11 protein-coding genes are annotated in these 24,211 nt (G+C 40.5%); 9 read left to right on the top strand and 2 right to left on the bottom strand.

Annotation, left to right across the window (positions count from 1 at the left end; translation table 11 throughout):
- Positions 1-67: 67 nt before the first annotated feature.
- From EM4838_RS09005 to EM4838_RS08980, 6 genes are all read left to right on the top strand, one after another.
- Positions 68-2,434 carry a phosphoketolase family protein gene (locus EM4838_RS09005; protein ID WP_071866857.1) on the top strand — a complete coding sequence of 789 codons (2,367 nt, stop codon included), beginning with the start codon at positions 68-70 and terminating at the stop codon, positions 2,432-2,434.
- A 587-nt stretch (positions 2,435-3,021) separates the two neighbouring features.
- Positions 3,022-5,910: a lectin-like domain-containing protein gene (locus EM4838_RS09000; protein WP_071866856.1), complete on the top strand. Its 2,889-nt coding sequence runs from the start codon at positions 3,022-3,024 to the stop codon at positions 5,908-5,910.
- A gap of 12 nt (positions 5,911-5,922) precedes the next feature.
- Positions 5,923-6,228, top strand: coding sequence for an LPXTG cell wall anchor domain-containing protein (locus EM4838_RS08995; RefSeq protein ID WP_071866855.1), 306 nt, complete (start codon positions 5,923-5,925; stop codon positions 6,226-6,228).
- The gene (locus EM4838_RS08990) at positions 6,225-6,785 is read left to right on the top strand and encodes a WxL domain-containing protein (RefSeq protein WP_071866854.1); all 561 of its coding nucleotides are present in this window, start codon (positions 6,225-6,227) and stop codon (positions 6,783-6,785) included. Before EM4838_RS08995 ends, EM4838_RS08990 begins: the two co-directional genes overlap by 4 nt.
- Before the next feature lie 23 nt (positions 6,786-6,808).
- Entirely contained in the window at positions 6,809-7,384 is a 576-nt protein-coding gene (locus EM4838_RS08985) for a hypothetical protein (protein WP_071866853.1), read from the top strand.
- Between the two features lie 127 nt (positions 7,385-7,511).
- A complete protein-coding gene (locus EM4838_RS08980; RefSeq protein ID WP_233433728.1) occupies positions 7,512-8,519 on the top strand; it encodes a WxLIP family cell surface protein in 1,008 nt (335 codons plus the stop codon).
- Between the two features lie 564 nt (positions 8,520-9,083).
- Here EM4838_RS08980 and EM4838_RS08970 read toward each other — a convergent pair.
- Positions 9,084-9,965, bottom strand: a complete 882-nt coding sequence (locus EM4838_RS08970) for a hypothetical protein (RefSeq protein WP_071866851.1) — start codon at positions 9,963-9,965, stop codon at positions 9,084-9,086.
- A gap of 420 nt (positions 9,966-10,385) precedes the next feature.
- Here EM4838_RS08970 and EM4838_RS08965 point away from each other — a divergent pair, with 420 nt between their 5' ends.
- Together EM4838_RS08965 and EM4838_RS08960 are read left to right on the top strand one after the other, a co-directional pair.
- Positions 10,386-12,809, top strand: a complete 2,424-nt coding sequence (locus EM4838_RS08965; protein ID WP_071866850.1) for a hypothetical protein — start codon at positions 10,386-10,388, stop codon at positions 12,807-12,809.
- A gap of 284 nt (positions 12,810-13,093) precedes the next feature.
- A complete protein-coding gene (locus EM4838_RS08960) occupies positions 13,094-14,086 on the top strand; it encodes a zinc-dependent alcohol dehydrogenase family protein (RefSeq protein WP_071866849.1) in 993 nt (330 codons plus the stop codon).
- Positions 14,087-14,168: 82 nt separating this feature from the next.
- On the opposite strand, the gene EM4838_RS08955 is transcribed toward EM4838_RS08960, so the two are convergent.
- Entirely contained in the window at positions 14,169-15,671 is a 1,503-nt protein-coding gene (locus tag EM4838_RS08955; protein WP_071866848.1) for a helix-turn-helix domain-containing protein, read from the bottom strand.
- 777 nt (positions 15,672-16,448) lie between these two features.
- Here EM4838_RS08955 and EM4838_RS08950 point away from each other — a divergent pair.
- Entirely contained in the window at positions 16,449-24,209 is a 7,761-nt protein-coding gene (locus EM4838_RS08950) for an InlB B-repeat-containing protein (protein ID WP_071866847.1), read from the top strand.
- The last annotated feature ends 2 nt before the right edge of the window (positions 24,210-24,211 follow it).

Below are 24,211 nucleotides of genomic sequence, written 5' to 3'. Positions count from 1 at the left end.
TCTGGTAAAGGCCAGACTCATTTTTTGTTCTTTCTTAGGACTAGCAATGATTGAAGGGGTGTTCGATATGACAAACGTAGACAAACAAATAGAATTTGAACAATTAGATGCTTGGTGGCGGGCTGCAAATTATATTTCTATTGCTCAAATGTATTTAAAAGATAATCCATTATTACGCCGTCCATTAACTAAGGAAGATGTAAAGACACATCCTATTGGGCATTGGGGAACAATAGCTGGGCAAAATTTTGTGTATGCACATTTAAATCGTGTCATCAATAAATACGATTTGGATATGTTTTACATAGAGGGTCCCGGTCATGGTGGACAAGTGATGGTATCTAATTCTTATATTGATGGTAGTTACAGTGAAATCTACCCAGAATTTACAGAAGATGAAGCCGGATTGGCTCATCTATGTCGGGTATTTTCTTATCCTGGCGGAATTGCATCCCATGCCGCGCCGGAAACACCAGGATCGATCCATGAAGGTGGAGAACTTGGTTATTCCCTTGCTCATGCGACAGGTGCAATCCTTGATCATCCCGATGTGATAGCGGCGACAGTCATAGGCGATGGCGAAGCAGAAACAGGACCATTAGCTGGCGGTTGGTTTTCAAATGTCTTTATCAATCCGGTCAATGACGGTGCGGTGTTACCGATTTTGAATTTGAATGGCGGGAAAATTTCAAATCCGACCATCCTTGCCCGCAAGAGTGATGAGGATCTTCGAAAGTATTTCGAAGGAATGGGCTGGAAACCTTATTTTGTTGAAGGGACAGATCCCGAAGTTGTTCATCACATCCTAGCATCAACGCTAGATACAGTGATCGAGGAAATCAAAGAAATCCAAAAAGAAGCAAGACAAGCACCTGCGGAATCAGCCACGATGCCAAGATGGCCCGTCATTATTTTTCGGACGCCAAAAGGTTGGACAGGACCAAAGACGTGGGAAAATGAACAAATTGAAGGAACGTTTCGTGCGCATCAGGTACCGATTCCAGTCGATTCTGAGCATATGGAACACGTCGATCATTTGATTGATTGGTTACAGTCTTATCGCCCGGAAGAGTTATTTGATGAACAAGGAAGAATCAACCAAGAAATCAAAGATCTCTCTCCGAAAGGCAATCGCCGGATGTCGACAAACCCAATCACAAATGGCGGAATCGATCCCCAACCGTTAGTCATGCCTGATTGGAAAAACTATGCCGTAGATACTACAACACCAGGAGCTGTCGTTGCACAAGATATGATGGTCTTTGGGGAACAAGCGAGAGATGTAATCACGAAGAATCCAACCAATTTTCGGATCTTTGGTCCGGATGAAACAAAATCCAATCGCTTGAATAAAGTATTTGAAGTGACTGATCGACAATGGTTGGAACCTAAAGATGCTTCAGATGAGTGGCAGTCTTCTGTGGGAAGAGTTATTGATGGTCAATTGTCGGAACATCAAGCAGAAGGATTTTTAGAAGGCTATGTTTTGACAGGTCGGCACGGATTCTTTGCTAGTTACGAATCCTTTTTACGTGTCGTTGACTCGATGTTGACGCAACACTTCAAGTGGATGCGTAAAGCCAGTGATCAGCCTTGGCGGAAAAACTATCCTTCATTGAACTTGATTGCAACATCCACTGTTTTTCAACAAGATCACAATGGTTATACCCACCAAGACCCTGGTGTGTTGACCCATTTAGCAGAGAAAAAAGCAGAGTTTATTCGCGAGTACTTGCCTGCAGATGCGAATAGTCTGATGGCTGTGATGGATCGTGCGCTGCAAGAAGAGCAAGTCATCAACTTGATTATTTCAAGTAAACATCCACGTCCGCAATTTTATTCTGCAACAGAAGCAGAAGAACTAGCTAATGAGGGGTTGAAAATCATCGATTGGGCTAGTACGGTTTCTGCGAATGAAGAGCCAGATCTAGTGATCGCAGCAGCAGGTACAGAACCAAACCTTGAAGCACTTGCCGCAGTCTCACTATTGAATCAAGCATTTCCACAACTAAAAATCCGCTTTATCAATGTGGTTGATATCTTGAAGTTAAGACACCCATCTGTTGATCCGAGAGGGCTAAGTGATGAAGTGTTTGACACGTTCTTTACGAAAGACAAACCAATTCTGTTTGCTTTCCATGGCTATGAAGGCATGATCCGGGATATTTTCTTCTTACGACACAATCACCAATTGATGGTCCATGGCTATCGAGAAAATGGTGATATCACCACGCCGTTTGATATGCGCGTCTTTAGTGAACTGGATCGCTTCCACTTAGCGCAACATGCAGCGGTGACTGTCTATGGTGAAGAAGCTTCGACTTTTTCTGAAGAAATGACCCAACAGTTGAAAGAACATCGAGAGTATATTCGGAAAGAAGGTCATGATCTGCCAGTAGTGGAAAACTGGAAATGGTCAGAGTTGACTCGGTGAGAATAGTTAAATGATATAAAGATAACATTAGTCAAACTGATCTTTTGGTTTCTAGTGTTATCTTTTTTTGGGTTACAAAAGAATCAGAGGATCGAGACACGCCAATAAGCATAGATTCAAAGTTGCATAAATAAACAAGTTGAGAGAAATAGATCATTGTGCGCTCGTTTCTTTATTACAATGCATTTTTCCTATACATCCATGAAAAATTGTGTCAAGTTGGCTTCATCATAGATGATGAAAAAACTATAATTATTAGCATAAATAAAATTTTTTATAGGTTTTTATCTTATTAAGTAAGCGCTACCTAATTACATAACGTTATAAGCATAAAAATTCATTTAAAAAATAAAGTGTGTTATTCTTTGTTTAATGAAAGCGATTGTCAAAAAGTTTACATATTTTTACTTTGAAGTTAGGCTTTTCCTTTATCTATACATAATGGCGTTTGAAGATTTTCAGCTTCTTTTGTATTTAAGTAGAAATAATTGTCATTCAAATGCTGTTTACAAACAGTCCAAGTATAGACATGACTGTTTCACAAGTCTTCTTCATTCAAACGGAAGATAGATAAAGGGGGAAAACCTATGGAGATGCTAAATAACAAAAAAACGAACTCGTGGTTTTTTTGTATGTTATCGTTTATTTTTATCGCTTTTTTAGTTGGAGGCGTTTGCTCTATTTCTTATGCCGATGAAGATCAAAGCCAACAAACAAAGCCATTTGCCCAAAATGAGCACCTTGCCTTTTATCTTGAAGAAACAGATAAAGATGTCAAATTCCACGTAGATAAAAGCTTACCAGAGTCTTTGCAATTCATGATGACTATACTGGACTCGAAGGAAGCGAAAGTCCCTCTTTTCTTAAATGAAGACTCAGTGTCTGAGAACCAGTGGCTAACAGAAGAGCAAGTCACGTCCTTGTCCTTTACCAAACCAATGCAACCCATTCGACTGTTTATTCACTATCAGAGGAATGATGGGGTGGTGAGGGAGCTTACGCCACCAGAAGGACAGTTAGTTCAGATGACTCCGCAACAAGCGAATGCTCAATCAACTGTTTCAGAAAGTGAACTGACCGACAAAATGAATAGCAGTAGCAGTACTGTGGAAGAAAATAGAGAGTCTGGAGAGAGTCCAGAGAAGGATGAGACACAGCAATCATCCGGTGAATCAAAAGTAGCGGAAGAACAGGACACGTCCTCTTCTGACTACCAACCACCCATGGCACGAGCAGCCCAAGCTTTTGCAACAGGGACAGGATCTCAATATGTACCGCCGGGAGCTATCCCTATCAGTGGCGCATTTGCCGCACCAAATGGTGGGGCTGTGGTGTCAAATGTCACGAATACAAATGACAATGGAGGAAAACCATTTTCACAAATTTCTCTTTCAGGTAGTAATAACTGGACGTCGATTTGGTCAAATGACGCATATCGCTTAGATTTCACGAAATCATTTTCACAACGTGTCTATGTCAATTTCGGCACACAACAAGCAGATGGCGTGGCGTTTGTCATGCATAACGATGCAAGAAAAACAACTGCCATTACGAACTCACGGGCGGTAGGTGTCGACGGTCAAAACTTGGGAGTCTACGGAGCGACTGGCGGCTACTATGAGTTATTGGCTCAGAGAACACCAGAAACGACAGCTATTCGTAATTCATTTGCGGTTGAATTTGATCTATTTGCCAATGAAGCAGTAACTGGTAGAGCACGCTATGACGCTCAGATTCCTGCTGGAAGTACGCCACATATGGCGTATACTTTTCCGGGTAACCTAAGCCGAACGTATCAACCAATCAATGCAGTGAATGGTGATTTAGGAGCAAATGATTGGTTCACTTTGACCCTCGCTAATCCCGGACGGATCAAACACAACAGCTTGATCCCACTTAATGGAGCTGTCAGTACCAATGTCCAAGATGGAACATGGTACGAGTTCAATTATAGCTTTAATAGCGCCACACGGAACTTTACCTATTCATTTAGGAATCCTGTCAATGGGGCAAAAACTGCTGACACAACGATACCTTGGGGGGATTTGAACTCGGAATTGCAATTAGCGACCAACAACAATCGAGCCTACTGGGGATTTACAGCGGCCAACGGTAGCGTATCAGGACAAGTTCGTTTTGCTTTTACTCAGCCACCGATACCGATAGGCGCGACAGTGACGAGTAATGTATTGGACAACGCCAATACATCGGTGACTGTTCCAAGTACAGATACAAGTAAAAGTAAATATTTGATGAGCGAGCAGCCTGCTAAGATCCAATCAACGATCAAGGTAAATACAGGTGAAGCAGCCTTGAATACTACGAGGTGGACGACGGTGCTTGATGCGAAAGCAATCAATTTGGCAACAAATGCGACAGTCACACCGACGATCACGAAAACGACTGCCGCAGGGGTGACGTCAACGATTGCCCCAGCAAATTTATCAACAGTCGTGACAAATAACGCGACGACTGGCGTGATCACAGTGGTCACGACGATAGCCAATAACGCAATCAATCTCAATCCAGGAGATTCAGCGACACTGAGTTATTTAGCACCAACAAGAACATTGTCAGCCGATGCACTAACTAGTTACGGAAGTTCAGTCTTGGCAAATCCAGTGGGAACGACGCCAAATGATACAACAAACGTCACCTACTATGGTGATACCGTGTATTATTGGGTTCGAAAAACGGATCAATTTACTGCTTTGTCATGGGAAAATGTCAATATGGTGATCAATTTTAGTGAGACGCTTGATATCTCTGCGAATCGCGATCCTGGGTACCAAAAAACATTCTATTGGAAAGATTTAGATGTCGGCGATCGATTGAGTTTCAAAGTGAGAAAGGGAACGACTTATCTGACCGATGTTCCATTCTCTGATGTCACGACAACAGGGGCAACAAGTTTTAATGCAAATACACAATTAGTGATCCCTACAAAATATTTTGATTATGGTGAAAATAAATTTGTCATCGAAGTGTACTCTTCTGGGAAATTGACGAAACCCGAAGAACCGGCAGCGTCATTGAATCTGACGGTCGCCTACACTGGAGAATTAAGACTTGAACAGGCACCGAGTACATTCAAATGGACGAATCGAAAGGTTCGTCAAAGTAAAGGGATCTTGGATCGTGATGCGGGCAATAGCTTAGAATTAAAGGTATGGGATTCGAGAGATCCACGAACAACAAGAAATTGGTCGGTTGGTCTTTCGATCACGAGTGGAACGAACGCACCTTTTTCTTTCGTCTGGAAAACAAGTCCTACGAGTGCCGTTCAAAATTTGGGTAATTCACCAATCAAAGTGTTTGATTCTGCGAGTGTGACACCGACAGGTTATCTTTATACGCTGAATATGAGTGAAAATGCCGGTGTTTTGTTGAATAGCTCGAAACTCTTGCCTGTGGGTGATTATAGCGGACGAGCGAAAGCCAATTGGAAGCTATATGACACAGCTACGATCGAATAAGGAGGCGATGAGATGAAGCGAATAACTACCAATCTTTTGTTCCTGCTTAGTGTTGTTTTGTTCACTGGCTTTGTGCGAGTCGCTCCTGCGTTTGCCGACGAGGTGATTGCTTCCGATCAGCAAGAAATCCAGTTTGAATTATATGAAAAAGACGAAGTTGCTCCCACAGATAAGGGTGAAAGTGGAACGAGCAAACCGCAAGCGGAGGGGATGCTTCCGCAAACGGGTAGTTTGTTGTATGGAACGTCTGCATTTCTCGGTACATTGCTGATTGGATTTGTCGGACTGATGTATCTTGCAAGGAGGCAGAAGCGATGAAGCCTAAAATCAAATGGTTGCTACTATTTATCTTGCTAATGATGTTAGCTTTCCCTTCTAAGATCCGAGCATCTTCTGTGGGTGAAGAGAAAAAATCAGCAGTGAATGTCCAAATCATCGAACCTGCTATTTATTTAAAGAAAGTGATACCACCGACTTTTGATCGCTACCCAGTCCCTGAAACGGACATTGAAGTACCAGCAAAGCAAGATCTAGTGATCGAAGTGGTTGACAATCGTTCTGGAACGAATGGGTGGAAACTCGATTATTCCTTATCTGCTTTTAAAAATCAGCAGGAATATGCAGCAAAACTTTCTATGAAAGATGGACAGTTGACGACAGAACAAACAACCGTCTATCAAGTCAATGATATAGAAAATATCAGTTATGGCGAAACGCAAGAACTCGTCAAAGTCAGTCAAGGAACAAAACAAAACTTTCGATTGATCTTCCCGAAAGAAAGTATTAAGTTGAGTGTTCCTGCTAATAGTCCAAGTGGTACCTATAAAGCGATACAGACGGTCAACCTCGTAAATGTGGTTGCCGATGTAGATTAATTGAAAATCAAGGAGGAATAAAAATGAATCACAAAACAAAAACATTGAGTGCAGTATTCGCAGGGTTGATTTTAGTAAATATAGGTGGGGTAGCAGCATTCGCAGCAGAGGTACCAGGACAAACTGGAAGTACACCGACGACTGTGACGATTACCGATGCTACTTCAGGAGATTTAAGACTCGATGCCGTTCCAGCGACTTATGCGTTTGAAACAGAAATCGAAAATGGTACGTATTCACTTAGCACTGGAACGATCGGTACACCAGGAAATATCGTTGTTTCAAATGATAGCATCGCTCAAGCTTGGTCAGTGAGAGCAACTGTTGCGAATAATCAATTGACGCGAGCAGCTGCGCCAGCCACATTTACTGTGAATTCATTCCAAATCAATGGCGCACAATTAGTTGGTACAGGTGCAACTGGAATTGTCGCTCAATCAGCTACTACACCAGATGCCGGAAATAATACCGGTCAAATCACCACTCCGGTAACATCGATCGCGATTGGTTTTACTGATCCGAGCAATGTCTTACAAGTAAATAATGTCTTGAACGGTACGATCAATTATCAATTGTACAATACGGCAAATGCTTCTTAATGGCTGTGCCCGAATTGAGAAGATTGGAGCAATCGCATTCAGCGATTGCTTCAATTCTTTCTATAGGTTTTTGTTCATGATCAAATCTATGGGAAAAACCAAATGAATCGATAAATGAGGTGTAGTGATGCGGAAAATAATTTTAGCCATTTGTTTCATGTTTACTTTTTGCTTCCCCTTAGTCACCGAGGCAGAGACTGAGAGTGAAGTGGGCTTTCATATCAAAGCAATTATTCCAGAAAATCAAGCCAATAAAAAATTAACTTATTTTGATTTACAACTAGAACCTGGTCAAAAACAAACGATCAAGTTCCTGATAGAAAATACATCGAATGGAGAGTCAACTTATCAGGTTGCAGTCAACCAAGCCTATACGAATGATCAAGGATTTATTGATTATACGCAACCAATGGATGAACCAGATATACCGGACGAATTTCAAATCGACAACATTGCGAAAGTTCCAGAAAGCATCACTTTAGCTGGTGGAAAGTCGCAAGAAGTTAGCGTTGACCTTACAATGCCAGAAAAAGAATTTGATGGACAAATCTTGGCAGCCATCCATGTCATGAAAGTAGGTCAAGCGGAACAAGAGGGACAAATCGTTAATAATTATGGCTATGTCTTAGGATTGAAATTAACGAATAACACGAATGAAGTGCAAAGAAAGGTGGAATTGGCAGGCGTCGAACCAGCCATTTCATTTGGGAAAACAAGTGTGGTAGCAACCTTGAAGAATCCAACGATGGATGCGATCGGTCATTTGAAATATGTAGCTGAGGTGAAAGATGCCACAGAGGAAGTCATAAAAGAAGTATCCTATGATAAAGAGATGCAAATGGCGCCCTTGTCGACGTATCGATTTGCGATCGATTGGGACAATGAGCGACTGGAAGCGGGAGATTATTCCTTGCATTTGACAATCTCAGATGCAAAAGACAACGAGTGGGTATTCGATCGCAAATTTACCATCAGTGAGAGTGATGCGAAAGAAGTGAATAAGGTAGCAATCTCTGAAGTAAATCAACAGTCGATCCCGACGTGGGTCTATGTAGTTGTGGGTGTCTTACTTGGGGTTATCATTCTATTGATCATTTATTTTCTATTCATACGTAAGAAGAAAAAAGAAGAGTAACCAAAAGGGGTTGTGATCCTTATGTTAACACGAGTCTTAGCATAGGGATCACAATCTCTTTCTGTCAGTTAGCGTTTTTTATAGAAATAATAAAGCACACTGATAAAAAAAATCACAGATATTAGAAGGCCGATTTCGTAATATACAAACACCCTCAGAGAATCGTAAAAGTAGTATGCCATGATTTTAGTGATAAAATAAATCACTGGACATGCAGCTAGGAACACCAAGAAAGTGCGCTTAGTTAATTTAAAGAAATAAAAAAATGCTAGCACGGCAATACATAAAGGAAACCAAAATAAAAACTTGCTTAACTGAACCAACATCATTCACTCCTCTATTATCTTCGTAAATAAATAATACCATTTCTGTGTTATTTTTAAAACTATTAATAGTATCATAACAAAATGTTTTTTTTGATTTCAAAATAAGAATAAGGAGTTATTATATAGGAAACCATGATTTATATTAGTTTGTGATTAGTTGATCATGTTAAACCTTTGTTTTTTTAATAACAGCTATAAAAATAAAATTAGGTTCCTTTGTTATATATCGACCATTTTTTTAAAATGATTTTAACGAATTTGTATGAATAAACTGTAAAACCATTTCAGTGATCCAAAGACAGTCATGACGGCGCATACTGAATGGTTGGTACCCATTATAGCGATAGATATATTCATTTTTCCAACCTTTTGTTTTAGTCTGCTTCATTTGTAATAAGTCAATCAAAGGTTGTAAAGCCTCTTGATCAAGGTCATTAGTATGAGAAGCAATGTAGATAAGATCGGTCAGGGATAAAACATAGCCTTGTGGAAACATATTTTCTGTAATATGTGCAGAAATGGGCTGTCCATTCGACAAACGTTTGAACCATTGATGTTTTTCCATATATATCACACCATCAGTAATCATTTGTTTTACTTGTGGATCAGATTGATCCACCATTTTTTGATAAGTGATCAATGCACGAACACTTTTTCCGATGCCAATGTAACAAGGAGTTTTTCTTAAGCAACCACCATGTTGGCAAATACCACGTCCTGTCCACGAGGTTGTTTGATTACGTTCAAAGAGCTGATAGTTTTTGATCCACGTGAGTGCTCGCTGGGCAGGGAGTGTCTGTCCTAAACCGAGACGAACATAGGTCTCCAGTAACATCGCGTTGTAACAAGGAACGATATCTTCTGCTTTTCCGGTATAAGAAAAACCGTCTGGTGTCGCAACCATTTCTTCTACATATTGGATCAATGACTGGGTAACTGGTAATTGATTTGCATAAGGGATTTCTGCTAAACCGATTAAAGCAAAAATTTTACCTAGACTGGATAGATTCTCTTGTTGCTCATATTTTTTGACGATCAGTGATTGCTCAAGATAGAGCATCGGATCTTCAATCGGCTCATTTTGTTGTATTTTCATTTTTAATCGATAAGCTGTATCCATAAAAGCATCACTCCTTCCATTGCTTATTGTGACTATTTGATAAGGGTTTCATCAATCAAGTATATCATCAAATGGTTGATCAGTAATGGAGAATCCATAGAATCATAGTTGGAACATTTTAATGTTCTTTTTTTTATTTCTTTAAAAAAATATGATACTGGGAGAATTCTAATAATTCAGCGTTCTTTTATAGCAATAATCAATGGCGAATAATTCTAATTTATTGGTGTTAATTTATTTCTATAATAGGAAATAATAAGCACGATAATGATGATAAATGGTGTTATTATTCTTGGTGTAAAGGATGTGGATTGTTATTTCTTTACAAAAAACCGCCAATAAAAGGGGGCTATGAATGGGTGAAGAATCTATTCATAGATAATTGGTGAGCTAAATTTTCTTAGGAGGATGATCTACATTATGAAAAAAAGGAAAACAATGTGTCAATTGATGTTGCTCGGTCTCACTGTGTCAACAATGATGGTGCCAGTTTCCCATGTGTCAGCTGCAAATCAATCAGTAGAAAAGAGCAAGGAGAATGATTCTATACAGACGAGTCAACTAAATCAGTCTTTACTAGGATCAATCACCTCCGTCCAAGAACAAATCAATAGTTTAGAACAAAAGTATGAGTTAGTCGCTTATGATGCCACTGTCTTGCCCGAAAGAATTGACTCTGCCTCACTCTTAGTGGCTGCAGATGTGAAAGTCGTTGATGAAGAAGGGGAGCCGCTAAGTGGCTTCACACCTTATATCAAAGGAACAACTGTTGAAGAAAAGCCAGGGGAATATCAGATGACCATTGGCTTAAAAGAAGATGCCAGTGTGGAAAAGACAGTAAACGTTACAGTTTTAAATGATAAGCAAGAAACAAAATATACGATTTTAGCAGAAGACGTGACCGTACTAGTAGGACAAACTGATACTGATTACATTCTAAAAGTTGCTGGTGCCTATGCACGTAATGAAAAGGGCGAGTTATTTGATGTGATCGTAAAAAGCTCAACCGTTGAAAATCAATTAGGTGAGTATGAAATGACATTAGGGATCAAAGAAGATCCTCGGGTGGAGCGTACGATCAAAGTTACTATCACAGATAAAGAAAGTTACACATTCAGTGCGCAAGATGCTACAGTCATGGTAGGACAAACGGATGATGCTTCAATCATCGCAGCTGCTAATGTCGAGATCACGAATCAGCGTGGTGAAGCAGTGGATGCAAAAGCCGTGATCAAGTCATCGACTGTGCAAGACATCCCAGGAACTTACAAGGCACTGATTGCTGTAGATAAAGATCTAAGTCTTGAAAAAATGATCACTGTCACTGTGATGCAAGAAAATGATGGAGTGACAGGTGTTCACGAATATCAATTTCTCGCTGAGGATGCAACAGTTTATGTTGGTCATACAGATGAACAATCGTTGATAGATGCAAGCGGAGCTTATGCTTTTGATGTAACAACAGGAAAAGTGGCAAGAGTAATCATCAAAGAATCAACGGTGCAAGATACTCCTGGAACCTACGAGGTCATATTTGGGATTGAACAAGATGCTGCTGTTGAAAAAAAGGTGAAGGTGACTGTTCAACAGCTAGAGAACCAACCAAAGTATCGCTTGAATGTGTGGGAAACAAATGTCACTTTGGAAGTTGATCAAACGGATGAGGAAGCGATCCTCTGGGCAAGTGGTGCAGAAGTCGTTGACAAAGATGGTGGTTTATCCTATGAAGCCTATCCAATGATCAAATCGTCAACCGTTGAAAACAAAGCAGGTATCTATGAAGCAACGATTACAGTTGATAAAGACCTTTCAATCGAGCAGAAAATCCAAGTGACAGTCATTGGTGAGGATACAACTGAACCTGAATTGTCCTATGAACTTTACGCCAATGATGGGTTTACTACGATCGAACGTACAGATGATCGTTCAATCATCGAAGCAACGAACGCCTATGCCTATGATAGTCAGGGAAGAGCGATCACTGTTATCGTTAAAGATTCAACAATCAAAGCGGAAGTTGGTGTTTACCAAGTCACTCTAGGGATTAAGCAAAACCCTTCGGTTGAAAAAACAGTCACTGTAACGATTGAAGAAAATGATTCTGAAAATCCTGCTTTTGATTATATATTGTTAGCAGACGATGCAGAAGTGATGGTCGGCCAGACCGATGATTATTCCCTTCTTATAGCAACGAACGCGTATGTGTTCAACCAAACGCTAGGAAAACAAGGTACACCGATTATCAAGGCTAGTACAGTGAAAGATACTCCAGGAGAGTATGAAGCGACAATCGGTATCGAACAAGATGACCGTGTAGAAAAAACAGTGAAAATCAAAGTAGTTGGGGAACAACTACCACAACAAGAGTATATTTTAAGCGCAGCGGATGCTGCTGTAACTGTCGGTCAGACCGATGACCAATCAATTTTAGTGGCGGTCGGGGCCACTGTAACGGATTTATCTGGTCAACCAGTAGAAGCGTTACCAGTGATCAAAGCATCGACAGTCAAAGATGAAGTTGGCTACTATGAAGTAACGATTGGTATTGATAAAGGGGATATTGAGAAAACAGTCAAAGTGATCGTTCGTTCTGAAAATTTGACAGAAGGCTATGTGTTTATGGCAGAAGATGCCGTTATTACGGTGGATGAAATAGATGATGCCTCTATCATCAAAGCAACAAATGCACGAACCGTCTATAGTGATGGCAAAGTCGTGAAAGGTGCAGTCATCAAAGAGAACAACGTGTTGCCTATTCCTGGCGAATACGAAGTGGTACTGATGGCGAATCAGTATGGGTTTGGGGAAAAAACAGTCAAAGTAACAGTCGTAGCCGTCAACTGATACGTAGTTGCTAGGAAGTGATCTGTAACGTGCTATGATCCCAAGGCTACTTAGTTCATTGATCATAGCACAAGAGGTGGGAATAGAAGTTTTTAGTCTCAAAAAATAAAGCGACAGCCATGAAAATTGCTTCTTTAAATTTTTGTGGCCGTCGTCTTTTTGTCGAAGATAGTACTTCTGTTCCCACCGTTTATTCGTTTCTAGGGTGGCACACAGTCTTCTTTTTATTTCAGGGAAATGATACACTGGTTAAAAGAACCCAACGATCACCAAAGGAGAAAAAAATGAAAAATCACTGTCTGATTTACCGAGAGTTTGGTTTACCGCAAGAGGTTGTGCAACTAGAAGAGCAGCCACTCACTTTAAGACAAGGAGAAGTCTTGGTCAAAATGCTGATGGCGCCAATCAATCCTTCTGATTTGATACCAATCCATGGGGCTTATGCGCACCGTATTAGCTTGCCACAAATCGCTGGATATGAAGGTGTCGGGGAAGTAATCCAAGTCACTGATCCTCAGGATGAGCAAATGATAGGACAATACGTCTTACCACTACGAGTAGCAGGAACTTGGCAAACCTATCACATAGTATCAAAGAAAGACCTCATTATTGTCCCGTCTTCGATCGATCGACTGACAGCTGCTCAAATGTACATCAATCCTGTAACTGCTTGGTTGATCTGTACAAAAGAATTGGACCTGAATAAAGGAGATCATGTTTTGCTTAATGCAGGAAATTCCTCCATTAGCAGAATTTTTATCCAATTGAGTAAAATTTTATCATTTAAAGTCATTGTAATTGTTCGACACGAAAAATATAAAGAAGAGTTAACCGAACTAGGAGCAGATTTGGTCGTTGTTTGGGATGAAGAAACAACATTGACTCAAATTTTGGCACATACAAATGCCAAAGGGGTCCGCGCAGCCGTTGATCAAGTTGGAGGGGAAAGTGGTGAGATCCTTGCACGAGCGGTCCAACCTTATGGGAAGTTCATTGCGATCGGGTTGCTATCTGGTCAACAAGTTGATTGGTCATTTCTCCATACGTTGCCGATCCAAGCCAAAGTCTATCATCTAAGGCACTGGGCTGACTCGGTTTCAAATGAAGAATGGCAGAAAGTATTTCAACAATTATTCCGTTTGGTTGAGGAGGGACAATTGAATCTACTAACCACAGCTCCTGTATATCCAATCTCTGACTATCGTCAGGCTTTAGAGGAGGCAGAAAAGAAAAAAAAGAAAATATTTTTAAATTTTGATAGTGTATCAGATAGATGACCGAACAAAAAGAGTAACCTGTGATCAAAAGCAGGTTACTCTTTTTTTATTTCGCGAATAAAGGACAAGTAGCGTTTTTGTTCTATTTATTTTCTAAATAAGCAGGCAAAGACAAATAAGTGATCGTCTCCATTAAAAGACGCCAGTCCGCAATCGTCGGAACATTGGAGATGCGATGAATTTGGCAAGTCTGTTCATCGATCAAATGAAGATCATAATTACAAACTACTAGATCAGCTTGGTAGGTTTCGATCGATTCTTTTGTGACAGCATGTTCAATTTGAAATTCGATCGTTGAACGTTGCATAAAGAGTGTCTCAATTTCATTCAGGATATAATCATCTAAAGATGGCGGTCCTTGGATCGTAAACAAAATACGTAAAGGACGATACGACTGTCTCATCAAAAGCGAAGCATGAAACGTTGTCAACGCAGCTGCGAGATAATCGATATGAACAAAACCAAACAATGGATTATTTTTTAGAAGCGTCAATTTTTCAAGCCATACTTGGTAGATCTCAGAATAACGTGCTTTCATTTGAGTAACCATAGTTGGTGAATGTAATTCGTAAGTATGGCTCATTTTAGAAAGTAAACGCGCATTGACTAAGTAGGCTTCCATTTTTTCTAGTGTCCCGTTTTTGATCATGTGTTCTGGGAAAACAGTCGCTAGAAAACGTTGGATCACTTCGATGACAGTAGGGTTTTCTTCTCGATAAAATGCATAGGAGCGTCCATCATCTAAATTACTTTGACGTGTGTAGGAAATACAATGAAGTGAGACTAAATATAACCACATCGTTTCATTTAATGAGAGCGTTTCATTTGAGCGTGAAAGATAGTAATCCTGTAATAATGGCTCAAGTGAAGAGAAGCCTTTACTACTTTTGATCAACACTTTGATACTTCGATTCAAGTTGCAAAGTTTTTTACACTTCCACCGCGCTTTTGCAATCGACAGCCATAAAGCGGCACGAAAATGGCTAAAATGTAAAAAGGCGTGATCTCTTTTATGACCTTCGTCAACTAAATACTGAGCATCGATCTCACTATCTGAATCAATGATCGTACTATCGCCAAAACTTGAGTAAAAGGCAAAAAAGCAAAAACGAATATCTTCCTCTCTACCTGACAAAGTCAATGGTCCAGTAGTGATCGTCACGCTGAATTCCTTCAAGATATTATTCATATGACGAATCGTTTTAAAAATTGTACTTCTAGAGACCATCAAGGCATCGGCTAATTCATCGGTTGAGTAGGTCACATTATGAAGTAATAGATCCATGATTTGGTAAGTGATGGTCCTTTTTGCTAATAAGGTGATCATCGAATCGATCGTCATTACTTTTTTGTATTGGAATGATAATAGTCCTTTATGATCAATCTTTAGTGAAACACACTGCTCATTCAACGCTTGATTGATTTCTTCAATGTCTTTTTTGAGTGTAGGCTTTGACTTCTCTAAGTCAAGAGCAAGATCATTGATTGTTAACTGGTTGGTTTTATTTTTATGTACTAAATTTAAAATTTGATATTGTCGTTTAAACTGATTATCAAGTTGTAAGGTGATGGGTAAATTTTCCATTATTCTGGCTTCCAATCTTTATTTTTCTATAGATATGTAAGAAATAGAGTCTCTCTTTAATGTTAAAACACATAGTTAGATAGGCTAAGGGGAAGATGTGCATAGTATAAGTATACAAAAAAAACAAACGTTTTAAATGGAAAATTCATGATAATTTAAAAATAATGTGTTTTAAATCAAGGAGGAATAGTTGGAATTGCAGTGTTTTTTATCGAATAATTGTTTTTTAAATAATTTTGTTATTTTTTAAAAGTGAGGAGATTTTGTTTTTCCAATAAAAATTATGCAGAAATTTCCTAGGTGCATAGTGTGATATTTTTTTCTAAATAATAAAAAAAAAGTTTTTGACTATGGGCGCGTGTATTGTAACCAATGACTATTGCTAGAATTACGGAACTTATAGAAATAAGGTAGTGCTTTATTTTTTTTGTTTGAGAAAAAAATAAAAATAAACAAAAAGTAGATTAGTGTTATTATAATCAAAAGATGAAAAAATAATAGTTTTATTACATTGTTATTTAATATCATAGTTTCATCTGGATAAGAAAGGGGTGCATACAATTAATTAGTCAAACATACAACTAGCGGATATCAAAAAAAGTAGGCATGTTCTATTACGAAGAACAGTTGTGTAGGGTATCAATCGTACAATAGAAGATATTAAGTAGAAAACGAAGCACCATAAGTCAGTACATTCAATACATTGAGTATAACTTTCTGCCAAAAAATCAGCAGATTACGTCACGTCAAGTAATACGTGTAGAGTAGGAGGAGGAAATGACTCATTTTTATAAGAAACAAATTTTACATATGATTGTAATTATCTTGCTGCTTTTTTCGTCATTAGGAAATAGTATCAGCGTTATTGCTGAGACGATCAACGAGTCAAGTGTAGAAGAACAGGTAGAAGATATTGGTGAAACACAGGAAACAATAGAAGAAACATTGGTAGAAAGTGAGGAGGCGACTGAGGACGAGAGCGAACCGGTAGAAGCGACGCCAGAAGAAGTGGTGGAAGATGGACCTTTATTAGATAGGGAACCAAGAAATGCGCAGCTATTGAATACGCTAGATAATTTTTGGATCTCTAGATTTTTACAAGGAAATGCCAGTGGAAACCGTACACAGTTTCCAACAACTTTTAGGAATTATTTTTTAAATGACAGCCGAGCGTCCATTGTATGGTCGGGGAGTAATCAGTTAGGTAACCGAACAGGAAATAGTATTGTAGGGCGAATTATGTTGCCTAGGCAGTTTTTATATCGCGACGGAAATAGTTTGTTGTATGCAGGAGTCGATTTTTATGGAATGCCAACAAGAAATCAGTATCAATTTGGAGTGAATACGATTCAACATGGACAAGGAGATTTTCACTTTACTATTCAAGAAACAACACCTTACCAAATAAAAGGTCCAGTTTTATCGCCATCCAATCTGAATGAAGGGACTTTAGCGGATTTTCAAGAATTTACTATACGAGTTGAGCGTATCCGTGATGCTTCTTTTACTAGTCAAAGAGCAAATTCATTTACGGTAGATTTGGATTGGATATTCAATACCTATTTTTATTTTGCAACTATATGGAATCATTCATATTATCCGAACTTTGTAGCAACGGTAAACCAAGCGATCCGTGGCAGTTTTACAGAATTACCCGCTCATACTTTGGCATTTGCTAGAAATCCATCGCAAGGAGCGAGTGCAAATCCATCGGCGCCTGTGACCACACTGGCACAAGGTGCAACAACGACGGTCACCGCTGCAGCCCCAGCGACTGGTTATCAGTTTGCAGGATTTGATGTGAGTGGTACGGGAAGTTCAATCACGAATGTAAATACATCTAATCGAACAGGCACGTTTACCATGGGTTCTCAAAACGCAACAGTTACTGCACGTTACGAACTGAGTAATCGAACCTTAACTTTAGCACGTTCGCCACAGGCTGGAAGTGCAAGTAATCCGACTGCGCCGACGACTAGTCTGGTGGTCGGTGCAACAACGACGGTCACAGCAGGAGCACCGTCTCCTGGCTATCGTTTGGTTGGCTTTAATGTGACAGGAAACGGGACGATTACGAATGTTAATTTAGCAAATCGCACCGCAACCTTCACAATGGGGACTGAAAATGCGACAGTCACAGCGGAGTATGCCTCGACAGTCATTCGCAATGCAGAGGATCTCGGAAAGTTTTTACGTAGCGAGTTTCCTTATGATTCAAATGAACAAACATACACGATCGAACCAGAAACCAATCAGACAATCGATATGTCTGGACAAGGGAACTTTTCAGGTCGTAGTCAATTTTCTGGTAACTTGATCGGGAATGGTACGATTATTAGAAATCTTTCATTAGTATCTCAAAATGCCTCCCTTGGATTGATCCAAACAATCAATGGCAGTAATCTTTCACGAATCGAGAATCTGACCTTAGCTGGCATTTCGCTGAATAATACACGATCATCGTCTAATTCAGCTGGAATCATCGGTCAAGTAGCAAGCGGGAAAACAGTCGAGCTTGAAAATATTACGATCGATGAAAGTAGCCAAATTGCTGCCAATCAACCCGCTGGAAATGCAGGGTTGATTGGAAACAACCAAGGTTCAGTAACGATCAAAAACAGTGAGGTTTCAGGAACCTTACATTCCAACACTGCTAATGGATTGATGGGCGGATTAGTTGGGCAAAACCAAGGACAACTAACGATTGAAAATAGTGTCTCTCGTGTTACTTTTACTGGAGGAGGCTCTTACACCTTAAATATAGGAGGGTTAGTTGGTGAAACCAGTAGTGAGGTCACAATCACTGATTCTAGAAGTGAAAGTCACACCGCAATCAATTCAGCGAGTGGGACATATCGTGGTGGTATGATTGGTCGAGTCACATTCTCAGGGAATGTGATGATCCAACGAAGCATCAATGCTAGTGATATGCGGGGAAATAACAGTATTGTCGGTGGATTTATCGGAAGAATGTCAGGAACTGCTCGAATCGAAGAAAGTTACCATAATGGGCATGTCCAAGGAAGTACAAGTCTAGGAACCGCAGCATTCATCGGCTTGACTGAAGGCGGTGGAGCCCTTGGCATCATGGATAGTTATAGTATTGGTTCTTCCAACGGTAATGGAGTGATCGGAGTCAATCAACTAGCAAGTAATGTTACGTTGAATCAACTCTTTATCGCTGGTTTCACGGGAGGGCAACCAATTACCTCAGATACGACAGGTATCACTGCGACCAATGTTTATTATGATTCCAGTACCACGAATAAAGCAACAACGACAGGTGTAGGGGAAGCGAAAACTACGCTAGAGTTGATCGAATCAACAACCGCTATGTTAGGTTTTGGGAATCGTTGGCGGACCGATTTTTCAGTCGCTCAACGAACGAATAAAACCTACCCTTACCTGAGTTGGCAGACCCAAGGCGCGCAACCGGTAATGTTTTTTGACAGCATCGATCCAATGGTCGATCGTCAAGTAACGGGTAATCAAGTGTCGGTAACATTAGATCTACAAAATGAGCCATTGAAACTATTCAATCCATATAGTTCTGGCTTAGCTGGTGAAGCGACAACAGGAACCTTCACTTTCAATCGTGGATCTATTGCAAGAGTGTCGATTGGTGTCATCAATCAGCAAGGCGTCGTTGGATTTACCGCACGGCGAATGACGGCGACGAGCGCTCGCAATCCAATCGCTGGTAGCGATCATGATCCGGAGATTGAAAAAAATGATTTTCTTGAAGGCGAAACGACACAGATCAAAGCAGCTGCACCTAACCAAGGGTATCGTTTTGTTGGATTCAGTGTAACTGGTGCGGGGAGTTCAGTTTCCAACATCGATTTGAACGCACGAACAGCGACAGTAACGATTGGAACTGAAAACACGGTCATCACAGCAGAATACGCCTCAACGATTATCCGTAATGCCGATGATCTCGGAAAGTTTTTACGAAGTGAGTCTCCTTATGATGCAAACGACCAGACTTACACGATCGAACCAGAAACAAATCAAACGATCGACATGTCAGGAGAAGGTGATTTTTCAGGACGTAGTCAATTTTCTGGTCATCTGATCGGAAATGGCACGATCATCAAAAATCTTTCATTAGTATCTCAAAATGCCTCCCTTGGATTGATCCAAACAATCAATGGCAGTAATCTTTCACGAATCGAGAATCTGACCTTAGCTGGTATCTCGCTGAATAATACACGATCATCGTCTAATTCAGCTGGAATCATCGGTCAAGTAGCAAGCGGTAAGTCAGTGGAGCTTGAAAATATCACGATCGATGAGAGTAGCCGAATCTTAGCGAATCAACCGAATGGAAGTGCAGGGTTGATTGGGAATAATATGGGTTCAGTAGTGGTCAAAAACAGTGAGGTTTCAGGAACGTTACACTCCAACACAGCTAATGGACTAATGGGTGGACTTGTTGGTAAAAATGACGGTCCATTGACCATTGAGAGTAGTCTTTCTCGAGTTACTTTTACTGGTGGTGGTTCATATACATTAAATATCGGTGGACTAGTGGGCGAAACCAGTAGTGAGGTAATAATCACTGATTCTGTAAGTGAAAGCCAAACAGCAATCAATTCATTGAGCGGAACATATCGAGGTGGAATGATTGGTCGAGTGACCTTCTCAGGAGATGTCACGATCCAACGAAGTATCAATGCCGGTGATATGCGAGGAAATAACAGTAATGTGGGTGGATTTATCGGAAGGATGTCAGGAACTGCTAAAATCGAGGAAAGCTATCACAATGGACATGTCCAAGGAAGTACAAGTCTAGGAACTGCTGGGTTCATTGGTATGACCGAAGGCAATGGCGCACTCAGTGTCGTGGATAGTTATAGCATTGGATCCTCCAATGGCAATGGTGTGATCGGGATCAATCAATTAACGGATCGAGTGACACTCAGCCAACTATTTGTTGCAGGTTTTACAGGGGTACAGCCAATTACCTCAGATACGACAGGTATTACTGCGACCAATGTTTATTATGATTCCAGTACCACGAATAAAGCAACAACGACAGGTGTAGGGGAAGCGAAAACTACGCTAGAGTTGATCGAATCAACAACCGCTATGTTAGGTTTTGGGAATCGTTGGCGGACCGATTTTTCAGTCGCTCAACGAACGAATAAAACCTATCCGTATCTCAGTTGGCAGACGCAAAATACGCAACCATCGATGTTTTTTGATAGCATCGATCCAATGGTCGATCGTCAAGTGACGGGCAATCAAGTGGCGGTCACGTTAGATCTACAAAACGAGCCTTTAAAACTATTTAATCCATACAGCTCTGGCTTAGCTGGTGAAGCGACAGCAGGAACCTTCACTTTCAATCGTGGATCTGTTGCAAGAGTATCGATTGGTGTCATCAATCAACAAGGAGTGGTTGGATTTACCGCACGGCGAATGAGTTTGACACTGGTCCGTGATCCCTTGGCAGGAAGTGCAGCTGATCCAAACGCTGACCGAACGAATTTTATCGAAGGGGAAACCACAACGATTCAGGCGGCTGAAGCAAATGCAGGGTATCGCTTTGTTGGATTTAGCGTGACTGGCACAGGGAGTACGGTGACAAGATTTGATCAGGAAAATCGAACGGCTACTTTCACGATGGGGACAGAAGATGCAACAGTGACGGCAAATTATGTACAAACGGTCATACGAACGGCAGAAGATCTAAGTCGCTTTCTGAATAGTCAAGCGCCTTTTGATAAAGATGATGAAAACTATTCGATTGAACCAGAAGATGGAATAGCAATCGATATGGCAAATGCAGGTACTTTTTCTGGTAGACAAGTATATGGAGCGAAATTGATCGGTAATCATGCAGTCATCAAGAATTTGACGTTGACTAGTGGAGAAATAGACTTAGCATTTATTCGCTCAGTCGGAAACGATCCTTTACGAATCGAGAATCTAACATTTGAAAATTTACGAGTGACGAATACTAGAGGTCAGTCATTTACCAACTATACTGCAGGAGTGATTGCCGTAATCAGCGCAGGAAGTATTGTTGAACTTGAGAATATCAGAATGGACAGTAGCAGTAGTATTCTTTCAAACCAGTCGAATGGGAGCGGGGCTTTCGTTGGAAACAACAGTGGACAACTAACGATTACGAATGGCCAAGTCTCAAGTAATCTTCACTCGAATACTTCAAACGGTTTACTAGGTGGTCTCGTTGGTCGCACGACAGGAGTGCTTACCATGAGTCATTCTAGTTCAAAAGTGAATTTTACTGGTGGTAATAATTACTCCTTGAATCTAGGAGGATTGATCGGTGAAGTATCTGGTACAGTAACGATCACCGATACGCATAGCGAGACTCGCTCAACGGTCAATTCTTCAATATCTAGCTATCGTGGAGGGTTGATTGGCTTTGTTACAGAAAATGGTCAAGTACACATTGAACGAAGTATCAATTCGAGTGATCTTCGAAGTGGAAATAGTTATGCTGGTGGATTTATTGGTCGTTTAGCAGGAAATGTGACGATTAATGAGAGTTATCACAGTGGCTATATTCTTGGAAATGTTGCTAATGGTTCTGGTGGATTTATTGGTAGGATTGAAGACAGTGGTCAGTTAGTGATGACCGATAATTATGGTGTTGGTTCATCAAATGGACAAGGAGTGATCGGAGCGATAAGTGCAACTGCAACCGCACAGCTCACGAATTTATTCGTCGCAGGATTTACTGCTGGAGAACCGATTTCGAATACTACCACAGGAATTACAGCAAACAATGTTTATTTTGATGCAAGCACTACAAGAAAAACGACGACAAGTGGTGTGGGTGAAGCGCGTAGCACTACAGGATTGATCGATGCAACCATAACGGAGCTTGGGTTTGGTGAAAAGTGGTTCACAGGTTTTGCTTTGGGGAGCAGTGCCAATCGAACATACCCATACTTGAGGTGGCAGACGAATGGGGCACAAACTTCCGAGTTCTTCAACTCGATCCAACCAGAAGTAGATACAGCTGTTTCAACAAACCAAGTAACAGTAACTTTAGATCTTACAGGACACCCTGTTCGCTTATTCAATCCATATCAAGCGGACTTGGCAGGAGAGGTCACAACAGGTACATTCCAGATCAATCGGAATAATGCCGAGCGTTTTTCAATCGGGGTCATCAATGAACAAGGCATCATTGGCTTTACTGGTATCGGAAATTACACAGATATCCAGCCGAATAGCCAAGTCTTGAACTATGGATATGGAGAAACGGATTATCAGGCAAAAGACTTTGTCAAAGTCTTCAAAGATCAAACTGAAACAGATGATTATGACGCGCGTTTTGTAAGTTTCCCAGATTCACTGAATGGTCAATCTGCACGTGTAGAGGTTTCAAAAAATGGCACAGTATTGGCTACGATCGATGTACCAGTCACTTATCAGTTTGGTCATTCGTTAAATGTAAGAGGAATTAGTTTTCAAGGAACAGACCTACGAGCAGCAACTTTAAGCTTGAACAGTGATCAAACGCAAATTGTTGCGACCTATAATAGTGCATTAGCTGGAACTTCGGTTCATTCCTATTTTGGAAATGATATGTACTATCAAATCAGGCACTATAACCAAGTAACTGTTTCTAATGGTCCAATGAATGCACAAACGCCAGATTTCGATTTTTCTGTTAATGGTAATCAAAGGTTGGATACCTTGAATGGTTTCGGAACAAATCGAAGACTATCAGTGGCGAAAGGCGATATCGTAGAAATTTTCCATGCGGAAGCCAATGGCAGACTGGACAATATCAAAGATAATGTGGTGCAACCAAGGATATCGGATAATCGAAGCCGTTATCAAATCACTGCGAATGGATTTGAACGAATAAACATCGATCGTTTAAATCCAAGTGAACAAAAAACAGTGTTAGGAATGTCTCGTGAAGATATGGATCGTCAAATTGGACGATATTTAGATATCAGTCAATATCCTACCTTGAAAATTGAAGGTTTCACTCAATATCCCGATACGTCCAAAGAAGGAACGACGACTGGCAAGATCGTTGTCAGCGAGTCATTGGTTAATGGTGAAAAAGCCACATGGGAATATACCGTTCCTTTTGTGGTGGAAAGTGATCCAGCGATCCATGTAACGTTACCAGTCCGAATGGCTTTTGACGTCTTAGACGATCAAGTGACTAGTGATGATTATCAGGTGATCAATCATTCGACAACGACAGAATTGACAGTTTCCTTCCATACCAAAAACGATGTGGAGTTAGCAAGTACTTCGAATATTGTCTTTTTAGATTCATCGGAACAAGAAGCGACGAGCGAATCAATGTTTTTATATTTGCAACGAATCGGTGCGACGCCATCTGACAAGCCGTTAGTTGGACAAGCAAGTACTTTTGCTGGTGCACAATGGACCGAATCAGTGCCATCAGATTCCCAAATGTCACTTGGTTTTACAGGGAAATATTTTGGTGATCCCACACAAAATAATAAAGTAACAGGCAAGTTGAGTTTACACTTTGCTGCGAAGATAAATCGAACACACACAAGAAGGTGAAC

Source organism: Enterococcus mundtii (genome assembly GCF_002813755.1).
GTDB classification, from domain to species: domain Bacteria; phylum Bacillota; class Bacilli; order Lactobacillales; family Enterococcaceae; genus Enterococcus_B; species Enterococcus_B mundtii.
The sequence above is the reverse complement of the archived record's forward strand: the minus strand, read 5'-3'. Positions and strand labels throughout refer to the sequence as shown.

Coding starts and splice junctions, on each gene's coding strand:
- EM4838_RS09000 (WP_071866856.1), top strand. CDS start 3,022: ATGGAGATGCTAAATAACAAAAAAACGAACTCGTGGTTTTTTTGTATG.
- EM4838_RS09005 (WP_071866857.1), top strand. CDS start 68: ATGACAAACGTAGACAAACAAATAGAATTTGAACAATTAGATGCTTGG.
- EM4838_RS08965 (WP_071866850.1), top strand. CDS start 10,386: ATGAAAAAAAGGAAAACAATGTGTCAATTGATGTTGCTCGGTCTCACT.
- EM4838_RS08985 (WP_071866853.1), top strand. CDS start 6,809: ATGAATCACAAAACAAAAACATTGAGTGCAGTATTCGCAGGGTTGATT.
- EM4838_RS08995 (WP_071866855.1), top strand. CDS start 5,923: ATGAAGCGAATAACTACCAATCTTTTGTTCCTGCTTAGTGTTGTTTTG.
- EM4838_RS08980 (WP_233433728.1), top strand. CDS start 7,512: ATGCGGAAAATAATTTTAGCCATTTGTTTCATGTTTACTTTTTGCTTC.
- EM4838_RS08950 (WP_071866847.1), top strand. CDS start 16,449: ATGACTCATTTTTATAAGAAACAAATTTTACATATGATTGTAATTATC.
- EM4838_RS08955 (WP_071866848.1), bottom strand. CDS start 15,671: ATGGAAAATTTACCCATCACCTTACAACTTGATAATCAGTTTAAACGA.
- EM4838_RS08970 (WP_071866851.1), bottom strand. CDS start 9,965: ATGGATACAGCTTATCGATTAAAAATGAAAATACAACAAAATGAGCCG.
- EM4838_RS08960 (WP_071866849.1), top strand. CDS start 13,094: ATGAAAAATCACTGTCTGATTTACCGAGAGTTTGGTTTACCGCAAGAG.
- EM4838_RS08990 (WP_071866854.1), top strand. CDS start 6,225: ATGAAGCCTAAAATCAAATGGTTGCTACTATTTATCTTGCTAATGATG.